Here is a 14399-nt window from a genome sequence, read left to right as displayed (position 1 = left end):
TCAAGAGGCGACTCCCATTCATTGTTTTTTTGGGGATGAGTCGATCATGAGGGGGTGTATTATTCCCGTCCAATCCAGTTAGTGACTTGATTGATACCAGGAGTGGATCAATGTTCGAGCTGTCTCAACTGCGCTGCTTCACCACGGTGGCCACGGAACTCAATTTCCGGCGCGCCGCCGAACGGCTCAACATGACCCAGCCGCCGTTGAGTCGGCAGATTCAGATACTGGAGCACAATCTGGGTGTCGAGCTGTTCACGCGCAGCACCCGCAGTGTGGCTCTGACCGCAGCGGGCAGGGCGTTCTTCATTGAAGCGCAGACGTTGCTGGAGCGCGCGCAGCAGGCAGCCATCTCCGCGCGGCGCTTTGCCGAAGGCGATATCGGTTCGGTGACCATCAGTTTTGTCGGCAGCGCGGTGTACGAATTTCTGCCCAGAGTAATCGCCGAGGCGCGGCTCAAGCAGCCACAGGTGAAGATTTCCCTGACTGAAATGAACACCTATCAGCAGCACGAAGCACTCAGGGCGCGACGCATTGACCTGGGTATCGTGCGAGCGCCGCTGTTTCAGCCGGGCTACGAGAGCGAGTGCCTGGTGCGAGAGCCATTCGTGCTGGCGGTGCCGGGCAATCATCGGCTGGCTTACGCTGATTCAGTTACGGTGGCTGATCTGGAGGGCGCGCCGTTCCTGATGTATTCGCATTCGGCCTATCCACCGTTCAACGAACTGCTGACCGGTATGTTTCGTTCCGCACGAGTGGCCCCGGAGTATGTCCAATGGCTTGGATCATCACTGACTATTCTGGCACTGGTCAACGCCGGTATGGGCCTGGCACTGGTACCGCGCTGTGCGACCAATGTGGTGTTCAAGGATGTCGTGTTTCTTGACATTGATCTGGGCGAGGGCGTGCAGAGCGAGTTGCATCTGGCCTGGCGCGCCGACAATGACAATCCGGCGTGCCAGATGCTGCTCAAGGCCATTCGTGCGGCCGTCAGGGCGGATGAAAATTGACGCGAAAAACCTTGCAATGCGTTGACATCAACTATCATTCATTAGGTCGATAGTCATCATCAAGCAAGGCAAGTTCTGTTTTTCCGGCAAAGGAGGAGGATGGCGCCATAGCCACCTGCTCCAAAGGGAGACGACGCGATGAGAATGTTTAATCTGTTGACGTTTGTTGCCGTGCTAAGCACCAGCATGATGTTCACTGCGCCAGCCAATGCTGCCGTCTCGTCAGTCTCTACGGTCTCCGAACAGTCTTGCCATTTCATGCCGGTGGCCGACAGCGCCTCCAGTCTGCAACACACTCAGTCAGTGGGCGTGTTGTACAGCGAAAACACCGTCAGTAACCTCCAGTACCTGAACAACTATCACTCGGTAGCGCTCAGGAGCGGACAGAATGGCGCGCTCGATTCGCGTATCCGCAATGCATTCATCAGCAGCTCGGACCCGAAACTGGCAACCGACTGGCTGGTAGGCTCATTGCAGAAAGAGTTCGCGTCGGTGACCGTTTACGACAACCTTGACGCGCTGATGAAAGCGCGCCCCGACGTGGTGGTGATGCTTGACACCTATAACCGCCTGATGAGCAAGCGCAACAGTCAGGTCGAAGCGCGGTTCATGGCCCGGTTTTACGACACCAATCTGCAATACATTGGTAAGGCAGAAGGTGAAGTGGTCAAGGAAATGACCTCGGTCTGGGTGCAGGGCAAAGCTGCTCCGGAAATTGCCGCACAGATTGACCAGCAGCGTGAGCTTCAAGTGAATGCGCTAAAACAATTCGATGCGTCGCTCAAGGCGCTGGTCATGCAGGCCGACCGGGCTCAGGTGGCGGCGAACTGAGCCAGGGTCATGCCTGGTTCAAACCTGGTTGTTGATGACCTGAGCAAAATTCTTGCTGAACGCGAACTGCGACACACCCAGCACGGAGGTGATGGTTCGCGAACCGCTGCCTTGTAGTTGTATCTGTCCGCAGTGATTGTCCTGCGGCGTGATGCTCGTGTTGACGGACAGAAACTGCTCGTCGACTTTCGTCGCTTCAATACCGCCTGCCATCAGCATCGTTGCCAGCGGATCGAATATCGGTACCGGATAACCTTCGGCGTGCGTGCCTGATTTGGTTTCAAGCACTTGCCTGACCAGCGTGGCGACAGGGTCGCTCGCGGTAATCAGTTGCGAGTAGCTGGCGTCGAGAATGACCTGGTTGCAGACGTCCAGCGGGACCAGGGTCAACGGCAGGCTCGACTGAAAAACGGTATCGGCCGCCACAGGATCGACGAACACATTCCATTCTGCATAGTGGTTACTGCTGTAGGCCTCACCCTGATCCCATTCCTTTTGAGCGTCGTTCAATGCGGCGACGTTACCGTCAACATAGACAGCCCCTGCCATGGCGACGATCTGCTCGATCATCTGGAAGTCTGCGGGCTGGTTACTCAGTGAGAGCATCTTCGCAATGTTGGTAAAGCCACCCAGTGAAAGAACAGTGATTTTATCCTGGCTGTTCTTCACGGCCTGATACATGAACTCCCACGCGGGAAGGTTTGATAAAGCCGGCAAGGCAGCAGGATTGAGGGTTCCCAGAAGGCCCATGATGTCATTCATATCGTTTTTGAATGGTGGTGGAAACCGGTTGTCGTACTCAAGTGGTTTATCGGTGCCTTTTGCCACTACGGTACTGAGACGGTTGCCAATGCCCAGTAAATGCTGGGCGATGATGACGCCCCAGCCGAGATCCGTTTCGCCACATCCAGTGACCGTGATACCGACGATGTCGATGTCCGGTCTTTTCATCAGGTAGGCGATGGACAGTACGTCGTCCCAGCCCATGTCCGTATCGATAATGACTTTCCTGCTCATGCTAATGCTCCCTGCCCATAGAGGGACGATTGAAAAGAGGGGGTTGCAAGCGTTGTCGATATACCCGAGCACGTGCTCGAAAAGGATATCGCCTGTTTATTTCCATTAAACCGATGCATGGACCGGTTTTACCGTAAAGAATTAATCACACCTGCCGAGAGCATGACAAGTGGGCCGATTATTAATCGGTTCACATGATGAGCAGCAAGCCACGTGTGCTTTGACTGTAGTGACAGAGAAGCCTTGCGATGCTGAAAAAACTAGTGAGTGCCTTGCGCACCCTGATGTCTGTACCCGCTGATAATCCCAGGCTGTTGCAGGCCCAATACGTTGCGTTGTCCCGCCAACTGCCGTTGATGTATTTCGTGCTGCTGGTCAATACCTGGGCATTGGCATTCACCCATTGGGCAACTGCTCCGATGTGGCTGACGCTGCTGGTTCCGGCGCTGCTCACGATTGTTTGCGCTATTCGTGCGCGCAAGTGGCTGCTCACGGTAAACCGGCCGCCACCCGCGCCGACCACCATTCTGGCGACGCTGCGTGGGACCAACGGATTGGCAGGCGTGATCGCAGCCGGTTTTGCCGCATGGTCACTGTCGCTTTACCCCTATGGCAATGCCTATGCCCAGGCGCACGTGGCGTTTTTCATGGGCATCACCGTGATTGTCTGCATCTTCTGCATGATGCACTTGCGGCCTGCGGCGTTGACCACTGCTGTAGTGGTCAACACCGCGTTCGTTATTTTCTTCGCGTCGACGCACAACATTACTTTTATCGCCACAGCAGTGAACATCGTGCTGGTGTCGATTGGCATGCTGATCATTCTTCAGTATCAATACCGCGATTTCACCAGCCTGGTGAACGTGCAGGTAAGAACCGAGCAACTGAGCAATGAGAACCTGCTGCTGGCCAATCAGGACAGTTTGACGGGGCTGCCTAACCGACGACAGTTCTTTCAGACACTGGACGCGGCCATGCACGAGGCGCTGGCGCAGCAAACCGGGCTGGCGGTCGGGGTGCTGGATCTGGACGGGTTCAAGCCAGTCAATGACCTGTATGGGCATCGTACCGGCGACCGCCTGCTGATGCTGGTAGCCGAACGCCTGACCAGTGCCTCCAGCGATACAGTGCACGTGTCGCGACTGGGCGGTGACGAGTTCGCTCTGGTTATCAAGGGTGATATCAGCAACGATGCATTGCTGGCATTTGGCAAACACCTATGTGAACTCATGCATGAAAGCTTCGAGCTGTCGGACATGCCCATCCAGATTGGCGCAACTCTGGGTTTCGCTACGTTCCCGGCCACCGCAGACAACGCCACCCAACTGTTCGAGTTTGCCGACTACGCGCTTTATCAGGGCAAAAACCATAACCCCGGGACTACCTGCCTGTTCTCCGCCAGCCACCGCGAGCAGTTGCACGCCGATGGCGTAACCGAGCAGGCATTGCGGCGCGCCAATCTGGAGACCGAGTTCTACGTGCTGTTTCAGCCGATCATTGAAAGCTGCACACGCGAAACGGTGGCTTTCGAGGCTCTGGCCCGCTGGAACAGTCCGGAACTGGGTTCGGTATCGCCTGCGCATTTCATTCCGATTGCCGAGCGAATCGGCATGATCAACAAACTTACCGCCCCCTTGTTGACTCATGCATTGAAGAGGGCCTTGTCATGGCCGGCGCCCATAAGACTGTCGTTCAACCTGTCGGCGCACGACTGCGCGACCTGGGAAAGTGTCAGTACCATTGTCGAGATCATCGAAAGCAGCGGATTTGATGCCTCACGGCTCGATCTGGAAATCACCGAAACGGCGGTCATGCAGGATATCACCCAGGTTCAGCAGGCCATTGCGCAGTTCCGGCAACTGGGTTGCGGTATCTCGCTGGATGATTTCGGCACCGGATACTCCAGCCTCAGTCAGTTGCACGCGCTGGCGCTGACCAAGCTGAAGATTGACCGCAGTTTTGTAACCGGTGTGCATGACAATCCGGCGAGCTACAAGATCGTTAAATCGCTGGTTGCCTTGAGTCTGGACATGTCTCTTGGCTGCGTGATTGAAGGCGTCGAGACGCAGGATGAGCTGAATGCACTGACTAGCCTTGGGTGCACGATGGTGCAGGGTTACTTCTACAGTCCACCGATCAGTTTTGAACAAACCCTTGTGTGGATCGAAACGCCGGATGAAGAGCGCACCTTCGGTTATGCAGCCTCGTGCCGGATCTGATCGACTACGCTTGAACCATTCCCCTGTGTACGTGGAGTAAGATGCGTTTTTCGATCTCCACGGAATCCTGTCAATGAGCAAACCCGGGCAGACCATTCTTGTTGCGTTGCGCAAGATGATTGCGTCAGGCGAGCTGGCGGCCGGCGAGCGCTTGATGGAAGTGCCGACCGCTGAGCTGTTCGGCGTGTCGCGCATGCCGGTGCGTATGGCGTTTCGTACCCTGGAACAGGAAGGTTTGCTGGTGCCTTTTGGCGGGCGCGGTTTTCAGGTGCGCTCTATCAGCCCGATGGAAATCGCCGGTGCGGTCGACGTGCGCGGTGTTCTGGAAGGGCTGGCGGCGCGGCAGATGGCCGAACGTGGCTTGACGCAGGAGGCGCGGGACGAGCTTGAAGCCTGCCTGGTGCAGGGCGATGCTTTGTTCGAAAAGGGTTATGTCACTGAAGATGATCTTGAGGTCTATCATGACCTGAACATGCGCCTGCATCGGGTGATCGTGGCGGGCAGCGGAAACCGCGCCATTGCCAATGCGCTGGCGCGCAATGACCACCTGCCTTTTGCCTCGGTGACGGCGCTGGCAGTGGATCGCGATAACCTGATTCGCGAATACCGGCGCTTCAATTTCGCCCACATGCAGCATCACGCGGTGGTGGATGCGTTAGTGAGCGGGCAGGGCGCTCGTGCCGAGGCGATCATGCGTGAGCATGCCAATGCGACCCTGCGCTATGCGGAGATTTTCGGTGCCGGCGTCAACGAGCGCATGAAGGTCATTCAGCGCTCGGACTGATCAGATATCGAGCACCAGCAACGGGGTTTTCGAGCGTGAGCAGCATGGCGTGAACTGGTCATTGAGCGCCTGCTCGTCTTCGGTCAGAAACAGATCCCGATGATCCGGAATGCCTTTGAGAACGCGCGTCAGGCATGTGCCACACACACCTTGCTCGCACGACAGCGGAATATCGATGCCGTGGCTTTCGAGCACCTGGGCAACCGTCTTGTTGGCAGGAACGGCAATCACCTGACCGGTGCTGGCAATCTCGATAGAAAAGCTGCCGTCGTTGCTGGTGTCCACCGGCTCTGCGGAAAAATACTCCCGGTGCAGATTGTCTTCAGGCCAGCCGGCAGCACGGGCGCTGTCGAGGATGTGTTGCATGAAGCCACCCGGTCCGCACACATACAAATGGGTATCGGGATGTGGCTGAGCGAGCACATTGGCGGCATCCAGCGCGGTAGCGGGTTGTTCATCAAGGTGCAGTGTGACCCGGTCGGCAAACGGCGAGTGCTTCAGGCGCTCGATAAACGCGCCGCGCTCGACGGAACGAACACAGTAGTGCAGCTCGAAATCGGCACCGTCCAGCGCAAGCTGTTCAGCCATGCACAGAATGGGGGTGATGCCGATGCCGCCGCCAAACAGAAGCGTGCGACGGCTGTTCCCGGCCAGCGGAAACAGGTTGCGCGGCTCGCTGATGCGCAATTGCGCGCCTGACTGAATCTGCTCATGCAGGCTGCGCGATCCGCCGCGTGAAGCCGGATCGTTGAGGACGCCAATCAAATAGCGATGACGCTCGTTCGGCGCGTTGCACAGCGAATACTGGCGGATCAGCCCGTCAGGCAAGTGCACGTCAATGTGTGCGCCTGCCGTGAAGGGAGGCAGCAGCTCGCCATCGGCTCGCACCAGCTCGAAACTGCAGATATCCAGCGCTTCATCGTTACGTGATAACACGGTCACGTCGATCATGGTATTTCCTCGGGTGACCGCAGCAAGGGTCACTTCTGATTGTTTTCAACGCATTCGGGCAGGCAGCAGGCAGTCATCTAGTGGCCATTACGGGAATCTGTTCAGCCGTGCTGGCCCGTTCGGCAGCAATAAGGCGTTCCAGAATCTTGCGCGACTGCACGCCGCCGGCGTCGATGTTGAGCTTGAGCAGATTGCGTTGCGGGTGCTGAAGCAGGTTCTGTTGCTGGCGCTCAAGCATTTCCAGGTCCTCGCTGAAGATCTTGCGCTGACCCTCGCGGATGGTGGCCGTCAGCTGTTCGTCAGCCGGGTTGAAGTTGCGCGCCATGCCCCAGAAGTACCAGATCGAGGTGTCGGTCTCTGGCGTGATGAAGTCGACAACGATGCTCGATGCCTTGAACTCGTGGGGCGCGTGATAGCCACCTTTGCCCGCGTGGGCTACGCCTACCTCGATCAGTACATGGCTTGGCGGAGTGAAGCGGCAGATCTGCCAGCGATCGACTGGCACGTCATCGGCCAGGTTGTTGCCACGCAGCGCCATCTGCCAGAACGGCGGCGGCATGATGTTTTCCATGTGGCGCGCGGTAATGACTTCCTCGCCTTCGACCGTCGTCACAGGTGCCGCTTCGTCGATTTCCTTCTGGCCGATGCTCGACGCATGTACGTAGGTTTCGTGGGTGAGGTCCATCAGGTTGTCGATCATCAGGCGGTAGTCGCACTGAATATGAAACAGACCGCCACCGTAGGCCCATTCGTCGCTGACCGCCCACTCCAGATGATGAATGAGTGCCGGATCGGCCTTTTCCCGGTCGCCAGGCCAGACCCATATGAAGCCGTAGCGCTCGACCGCTGCGAAAGTTTTGTTGCAGGGGAAGCCCCGAACGCGCTGGCCGGGCATCGCGGCGGTCTTGCCATCGCCGCCCATCACCAATCCGTGATAACCGCATACCAGTTGACCGTTCTCGACATAACCCAGCGACAGCGGGGCACCGCGGTGCGGGCAGAAATCTTCTACGGCGACAACCTGCTGGTTCTGATCGCGATAGAAGACCATCTTTTCGTTGCAGATTTGCCGACCCAGAGGCTTGTCGGCGACTTCATCCGCTGTACAGGCGACGTACCACGCATTCTTCGGGTGCATGACGGTTCTCCACGGTTCGATTATCGGTCTTATGGATCCACAGAATGAATCATGTTGTTTTCCTCGTGATTATTAATGCCACAGGATCAAGATTAATCCAATGATTAATTTTATTAACTATTATTTAATGGATCCACAGACTGGCGATCAGGCGGATCTGGACGCCAGCAATGCTGCTCGCAGACGGGGGGCGAGTGCTTCCAGAAGGGTCTGCACAGAGCGCAATGCCCGGCAGTCGGGACGCGTCAGTAGCCATAGATCGGTGCTGCACCCTTGCAGTGGTTCACTCAACCTTTCCACTGAGCCAAGGCCCTGAATCGTGAAATCGGTCAAGGCCGCCACGCCCAGGCCGGCAGCGACCAGTTGAGAGACCGCTGACATGTTGCTGCAGCGATAGCGTGGGCTCACCGCCGGGAATGCCTGTTTACGCCAGATCACCGAAGGATGGTCGGGCATTGAGTCGTCCGGGCTGATCCAGGGAATGGAGGCAGGGCTGTGTGTCAGCGCATCGCGGTATTCGGGGCGGCCACAGATGAGGTAGTCCGCGCTGCCCAGGCATCGTCCGATCAGGTGTTCGGGCGGGGTATTGGTCAGGCGCAGCGCGATGTCGGCATCACGACGGCTGAGGTTGGCGAACGCATTTGAGGTGGCCAGTTCCAGCGTGAGGGCAGGGTACTGCGGCATGAAGTCCGCGAGCGTTGGCAATAGCAGGCTGTGCAATACCGCGTCAGTGCAGGTCAGGCGTACCGTACCGCTGACCACCTGTTCGCCTTGCTGCAAGGCGATACGGGCAGCGGCCAGTGCCTGTTCGGCGTGTTCCGCCTGCTCGGCCATGGCTTGGGCAGTATCCGTCGGAATGTAGCCTCGTCGGTTCTTTTCAAACAGCGCAGCACCGAGGGCTGACTCCAGACGTCGGATCGAGCGGAACACTGTCGAAATATCAACGTGCAGCAGATCTGCAGCACGCGCCAGGGTCCGGCCGCGTACCAACGCCAGTACCAGAGAAAGATCGGCATGGGTGATTTCATATTGCATCGCTGCATTTTTCCTTTGCCTGAATGCCTATTTTTGTTGCGTAGATGACTATCCTAGACTGGTTTTATCCCGGCTGGATAGCGTCATATCGACGTGCTGGCTCACCAGATTTACAAGGACTCAACGTATGTCACGACCTCCCTTGATCGGCGTTACTGCCTGCCGTCAGCAGTTGGGCAAGTATTCCTCCCATACCGCAGGCGATAAATATGTCGAAGCGGCGGCGTTTGCGGGTGTCCCGGTCATTCTGCCCGCGCTCGACGTGCCCACCGAGCCTGCGCAACTGCTGGCCTCACTGGACGGTTTGCTGTTTACCGGCTCGCCGTCCAATGTCGAGCCGCATCATTACAACGGCCCGGCAAGCGTGGAAGGCACTGCCCACGATGTGTTTCGGGACCGCACAACATTACCGCTGCTCAGGACCGCCATCGCCCAGGGTGTGCCGGTGTTATGCATCTGCCGTGGTTTTCAGGAACTGAATGTTGCACTGGGCGGCAGCCTGCATCAGCGGGTCCAGGAATTGCCCGGTTATCTGGATCACCGTGAGCCGCAAAGCGATGTGCTGGCCGTGCAGTACGCGCCGCAACACCCGGTGCAGGTGCAATCTGGCGGGGTGCTGGAAGCGCTCGGGCTGGCGCCGGGGTTCGAGGTCAATAGCCTGCACAGTCAGGGTGTCGATCGTCTGGCATCGGATCTGCGCCCGGAAGCACTGGCACCCGACGGTCTGGTGGAAGCGGTTTCCATGCCCGGTGCGCCAGGCTTTGTGCTGGGTGTGCAGTGGCACCCGGAGTGGGAGTTCATGAACAACCCTGTGTCGTTGAGCCTGTTTACGGCATTCCGTGAAGCCTGCCTGGCGTATGCCCGGAACCGTCAGGACAGGTAGTGCGATGAGCTGCTGAGTGTTGCTGGCAAACGTGATTTAATATCAGGCTTTGCGGCCTTGGGCGATGGACAATCCATTCCTCCTGGGCTTTGCTTCACTCATCGGATATCTTTCGCACAAGGCCACTATGGATACGGGAGCACGACTCAAACTGGTGCGTGAAAGCTACAAGCTGTCACAACGTGAACTCGCCAGACGCAGTGGTGTGACCAATGCCACGATTTCCCTGATTGAGCAAAATCGTGTCAGCCCCTCTATCAGCTCATTGAAGAAGCTGCTTGAAGGCATCCCCATGACGCTTGCGGATTTCTTCACCTTCGACCAGCCACCGGGGCAGGATCAGTATGTATTCCGCGCCGGTGACCAGCCTGACCTGGGGCGTAACGGTGTTCGCCTGCTGCTGGTCGGCGCAACCCTGCCGAGCCGCCAGATGCGTTTTCTGCGCGAGCAGTACGCGCCGGGCGCAGACTCGGGTGAAGAGCCCATCGTCCACAGCGAAGGCGAGGAGTGCGGGCTGGTGACGCGCGGCACCGTGGAGCTGACCATCGATGGGCAGGTCAATATCCTCGGTCCCGGGGACGGTTATTACTTCCCGACCACCTTACCGCATCGCTTCCGCAACATCGGCCAGGACGAGGCCGAGATCATCAGTTCCAACACGCCCGCCAATTTTTAGCGCACAGCGCCTGCGACGACGATAATTCCTGCCGCCTGACACCTCTGGCTGCCCCTCAACTGACCAGAGCTGTCGGCATATAACCCTGGGGGTTCATGCACTGCCAGCGCCAGGCGTCAGTGAGCATTGAATCAAGGTTGAACCTGGCGCGCCAATTCAGCTCACGCAATGCTTTCCCCGGATCCGACCAGCACACAGCAATGTCTCCGGTCCGGCGCGGCTCAAAGATCAAAGGCACGGTTTTGCCGGAGATACGTTCGAAAGCGTGCACCACCTCGAGGACTGAATAACCCTGCCCAGTCCCCAGATTCCAGACGGATAACCCTCGTTCGCTGCGTATCCTGTCCAGCGCCTTCAAGTGGCCCTCAGCCAGATCCATTACGTGAAGGTAATCACGCACACCTGTACCGTCCGGCGTCGGGTAGTCGGTGCCAAAAATGTGCAGGGCAGGGCGTCGTCGATTGGCAACCTGCAGCAGGAAGGGCAGCAAATTATTCGGCGTGTCGCAGGGCGACTCGCCCAGTAAGCCGGACGGATGGGCGCCAATGGGGTTGAAGTAGCGCAGCAGCCCGATGGACCAGCGTGGATCCGAGCGGGCGACGCTTTTCATCACATGCTCGGCCATCAGTTTGGAATGCCCGTAAGGATTGGTCGGTAAACCCAGTGGGCAGTTCTCGTCCAGCGGCATTTGCTCACGGTCGCCGTATACAGTCGCTGATGAGCTGAACAACAGGTTGAACACGCCTGCCTGCGCCATCGCCTGACACATGTTTACGCTGCCACTCACATTGGTCTCGAAATAGCGTAACGGCTCTGTGACGCTTTCGCCCACTGCTTTGAGCCCGGCGCAATGCACCACAGCTTTCACTGGGTGGCGAGCGAATAGCCGGTTCAACGTCGCTTTGCTGCGTACATCGCCGTGGATGAACTCCACCTGTCGTCCGCTGAGTGTCTCCACCCGGCTCAACGTCTCTCGCGAGCTGTTGCACAAGTTATCAAGCACCACGACATCGTGGCCCTCTTCAAGCAATTCAAGCGCAACGTGAGCGCCAATATATCCCGCACCACCGGTAACCAGAATCATGATTATCCTTCCTGGATGTTCGCCGCCTCGGCAAGAGGCGTGCTGAGGGCTCGGCGTCGTGACCTTTATCAACAGGACGACAGAGGAGCCTTGCTTGCGAAAATCAGGACCAGACCACCGCGAGGGGAAAACGTACTGCAGGTGCCAAAAAACATTCGCTCAAGAATAGGGGCGTATTTGTTCCGCCGAGTTCAACGGTTCATTCCCGACGGCGCATACCCTTTATCGGAATCAGCGAACAGCGGCCCGGGCGCATGCTCGAAACTGATGAGAATATCTATAGTTGTTCCATGCACGTGATTGTTCCATGCATGCAACAGCCGCCAACACACATCCTCATCATGAATGCCGTCGAAGTTCAGCCCTTTCGGAGCCCTTCAGTTTCATCCAGGACTTTTTAGAAAAAAGGGAGACTTCATGAACGGTGTCCAGAAAATCCAATCCGGAAGGTCAGCTTCAGCCAGAGTCGAGGCAGCCGTCAGACCGCTGTTGCTGTGCCTGTCCCACCTCAGGTGGGGGTTTGTGTACCAGCGTCCGCAGCACATCATGTCGCGCATGGCGCAGGATTATCGGGTGTTGTTTCTAGAGGAGCCTGTTTTTTCAGACTCGCCTCGCATCTGGCTTGAGTCACTGCCGCAAGCATGCGGTGTCACCATATTGGTGCCGCACCTGCCTTCGCAGATGCAGCCTGACCAGGTGATTACTGCACAGCGCACGTTGCTGGATGGTTTTATGGATGCGCAACAATTTGGGGAGCTGCTGTTGTGGTATTTCACCCCGATGGCCTTGGCGTTTACCGACCACCTCCGCGCGCAAGTGACGATCTTCGATTGCATGGACGAGCTGTCTGCGTTCAAAGGTGCGCCGCCAGAGCTTTTCGAGCAGGAGCAAGCGTTGATGAAGCGCGCAGATGTTGTCTTTACCGGCGGCTTCAGCCTCTGGGAGGCCAAGCGCCTACAGCATGCAAATGCACACTCCATGCCCAGCAGCGTCGATATAGAGCATTTTTCAGCCGCTCGCAGCGTGCAGCCAGAACCGGCGGATCAACACTGCATCCCCCACCCAAGGCTCGGCTTTTTTGGCGTCATTGATGAGCGTTTCGATATTGAACTGATTCGAGAATTGGCGGACTTACAGCCCACATGGCAAATTATTTTGATCGGCCCCGTGGTTAAAATCGATCCGGTAACCCTGCCGCACATGGCCAACGTTCATTATCTGGGCAGCAAGCCTTATGACGATTTACCTGCCTATCTGTCTGGCTGGGATGTCGCATTGATGCCGTTTGCCCTGAACGATTCCACACGTTTTATCAGCCCGACCAAGACGCCGGAGTACCTGGCTGGCGGTCGTCCGGTGGTATCAACCCGGATTGCCGACGTTGTCAGAACTTATGGTGAATCCGGTGTCGTCGCAATTGCCGATGATGCCGACGCGTTTGTGCGCGCGATTCGCGAAGCACTGGCGCATAAGGATTCTGCTGATTTTCTACGCACAGTTGACGCAGTGCTGGCCGGCGAGTCCTGGGACAACACGTGCGCTGCCATGAAGGCGCAAATCGGCCTGTTAACTACCGGGGAGCAAATCCAATGCCTCGGATAAATCCTCAATCAGCCGCGTTTGCAGAGACGCACTATGATTTTCTGATCGTCGGTGCAGGTTTTGCGGGAAGTGTAGTGGCGGAAAGGCTGGCGGGCGGTTTGGGTAAACGCGTTTTGCTGATCGACCGACGTCCACACATTGCGGGTAACGCTTACGACCACCTGGACAGCGCCGGGGTGTTGGTTCATCAGTACGGGCCGCATATCTTCCACACCAATGCCGAGCGCATTGTGGAATACCTATCGCGATTTACCGAATGGCGCGACTACGAACACCGTGTACTGGCCAGCGTGGACGGCCAATTGCTGCCTATCCCGATCAACCTCGATACGCTCAACAGCCTGTACGGTTTGCAGATGAATGAGCAACAAGCCGAAGCCTTTCTCGCCAGCCGGGCCGAGCCGGTAGAGATGATAAGAACCTCCGAAGACGTTGTGATCAATCAGGTAGGCCGGGAGTTGTACGAGAAGTTTTTCCGTGGCTACACCCGCAAGCAATGGGGGCTGGACCCTTCGCAACTGGACAGGTCGGTCACCTCTCGAGTGCCTACCCGTACCACTTCGGACAGTCGCTACTTCACGGATACCTTTCAGAAAATGCCGCTGCATGGCTATACGCACATGTTTGAACGGATGCTCGATCACCCGCTTATCGACGTGGCGCTGGGGGTCAACTTTGCCGATGTACGCGGGGCCTTGCAGTATCGGCACCTGATCTACTGCGGGCCGATCGATGAATACTTCGATTATTGCTATGGCCGTCTTCCATATCGGTCGTTGCGTTTCGAGCACAAGACCGTTGATCAGGCACAGTTTCAATCCGTGGCCGTGGTCAACTACCCGGATGAGGCCATTGCTCATACGCGAATAACAGAATACAAGCACCTCACCGGTCAACGGCATGCCAGGACCAGTATCAGCTATGAGTTCCCGACTGCCGAGGGCGACCCTTACTACCCCATCCCGCGACCGGAAAATGCGGAGTTGTACAAGTGTTATAAGGCTTTGGCCGATCAGTCAGATGAGGTGACGTTCCTTGGGCGGCTCGGTACTTACAAGTATTACAACATGGACCAGGTTGTCGGCCAGGCATTGGCGCTGTACCAGCGGCTGGCCCATGAGTTGCCGGAGCAGATTGCCGAACCGATTGAACAGCCTGCGCGAGGCTGA

Annotated in this window: 13 protein-coding genes; 8 read left to right on the top strand and 5 right to left on the bottom strand. The window is 57.3% G+C overall.

Annotation, left to right across the window (positions count from 1 at the left end; genetic code table 11):
* Window positions 1-110 precede the first annotated feature (110 nt).
* Together RGM3321_RS05605 and RGM3321_RS05600 are read left to right on the top strand one after the other, a co-directional pair.
* On the top strand, window positions 111-1010 hold the full coding sequence (locus RGM3321_RS05605; protein WP_244391930.1) for a LysR substrate-binding domain-containing protein: 900 nt from the start codon (window positions 111-113) through the stop codon (window positions 1008-1010).
* Window positions 1011-1148: 138 nt separating this feature from the next.
* Window positions 1149-1841: an ATPase gene (locus RGM3321_RS05600; RefSeq protein ID WP_244391929.1), complete on the top strand. Its 693-nt coding sequence runs from the start codon at window positions 1149-1151 to the stop codon at window positions 1839-1841.
* Between the two features lie 18 nt (window positions 1842-1859).
* On the opposite strand, the gene RGM3321_RS05595 is transcribed toward RGM3321_RS05600, so the two are convergent.
* Window positions 1860-2858 carry a nucleoside hydrolase gene (locus RGM3321_RS05595; protein WP_244391928.1) on the bottom strand — a complete coding sequence of 333 codons (999 nt, stop codon included), beginning with the start codon at window positions 2856-2858 and terminating at the stop codon, window positions 1860-1862.
* A gap of 248 nt (window positions 2859-3106) precedes the next feature.
* Here RGM3321_RS05595 and RGM3321_RS05590 point away from each other — a divergent pair, with 248 nt between their 5' ends.
* Both RGM3321_RS05590 and RGM3321_RS05585 read left to right on the top strand, forming a co-directional pair.
* On the top strand, window positions 3107-5077 hold the full coding sequence (locus RGM3321_RS05590) for an EAL domain-containing protein (protein WP_244391927.1): 1971 nt from the start codon (window positions 3107-3109) through the stop codon (window positions 5075-5077).
* A 73-nt stretch (window positions 5078-5150) separates the two neighbouring features.
* A complete protein-coding gene (locus tag RGM3321_RS05585; RefSeq protein WP_244391926.1) occupies window positions 5151-5861 on the top strand; it encodes a GntR family transcriptional regulator in 711 nt (236 codons plus the stop codon).
* Here RGM3321_RS05585 and RGM3321_RS05580 read toward each other — a convergent pair whose 3' ends face one another.
* From RGM3321_RS05580 to RGM3321_RS05570, 3 genes are all read right to left on the bottom strand, one after another.
* Window positions 5862-6812 carry a PDR/VanB family oxidoreductase gene (locus RGM3321_RS05580; RefSeq protein ID WP_244391925.1) on the bottom strand — a complete coding sequence of 317 codons (951 nt, stop codon included), beginning with the start codon at window positions 6810-6812 and terminating at the stop codon, window positions 5862-5864. It lies immediately after the preceding gene.
* A gap of 73 nt (window positions 6813-6885) precedes the next feature.
* Window positions 6886-7950, bottom strand: coding sequence for an aromatic ring-hydroxylating dioxygenase subunit alpha (locus RGM3321_RS05575; protein ID WP_244391924.1), 1065 nt, complete (start codon window positions 7948-7950; stop codon window positions 6886-6888).
* Between the two features lie 147 nt (window positions 7951-8097).
* Complete coding sequence (locus tag RGM3321_RS05570) at window positions 8098-8985, bottom strand: LysR family transcriptional regulator (RefSeq protein WP_244391923.1); 888 nt, start codon at window positions 8983-8985, stop codon at window positions 8098-8100.
* Window positions 8986-9112: 127 nt separating this feature from the next.
* Between RGM3321_RS05570 and RGM3321_RS05565 the strand changes: the two genes are divergently transcribed.
* Together RGM3321_RS05565 and RGM3321_RS05560 are read left to right on the top strand one after the other, a co-directional pair.
* Window positions 9113-9868, top strand: coding sequence for a gamma-glutamyl-gamma-aminobutyrate hydrolase family protein (locus tag RGM3321_RS05565; RefSeq protein WP_244391922.1), 756 nt, complete (start codon window positions 9113-9115; stop codon window positions 9866-9868).
* A gap of 127 nt (window positions 9869-9995) precedes the next feature.
* The gene (locus RGM3321_RS05560) at window positions 9996-10544 is read left to right on the top strand and encodes a cupin domain-containing protein (RefSeq protein WP_002553494.1); all 549 of its coding nucleotides are present in this window, start codon (window positions 9996-9998) and stop codon (window positions 10542-10544) included.
* A gap of 55 nt (window positions 10545-10599) precedes the next feature.
* On the opposite strand, the gene galE is transcribed toward RGM3321_RS05560, so the two are convergent.
* On the bottom strand, window positions 10600-11628 hold the full coding sequence (gene galE / locus RGM3321_RS05555; RefSeq protein WP_244391921.1) for a UDP-glucose 4-epimerase GalE: 1029 nt from the start codon (window positions 11626-11628) through the stop codon (window positions 10600-10602).
* 417 nt (window positions 11629-12045) lie between these two features.
* On the opposite strand from galE, the gene RGM3321_RS05550 reads away from it, so the two are divergent.
* Together RGM3321_RS05550 and glf are read left to right on the top strand one after the other, a co-directional pair.
* A complete protein-coding gene (locus RGM3321_RS05550) occupies window positions 12046-13230 on the top strand; it encodes a glycosyltransferase family 1 protein (RefSeq protein WP_244391920.1) in 1185 nt (394 codons plus the stop codon).
* Complete coding sequence (gene glf / locus RGM3321_RS05545; RefSeq protein ID WP_244391919.1) at window positions 13218-14399, top strand: UDP-galactopyranose mutase; 1182 nt, start codon at window positions 13218-13220, stop codon at window positions 14397-14399. The genes RGM3321_RS05550 and glf overlap by 13 nt, the downstream gene beginning before the upstream one ends.

This window comes from Pseudomonas sp. RGM 3321, from assembly GCF_022836805.1.
In the GTDB taxonomy this organism is placed as follows: Bacteria; Pseudomonadota; Gammaproteobacteria; order Pseudomonadales; family Pseudomonadaceae; genus Aquipseudomonas.
Note: the sequence above shows the minus strand (reverse complement) of the source record. Positions and strands in the feature narration are given on the sequence as shown.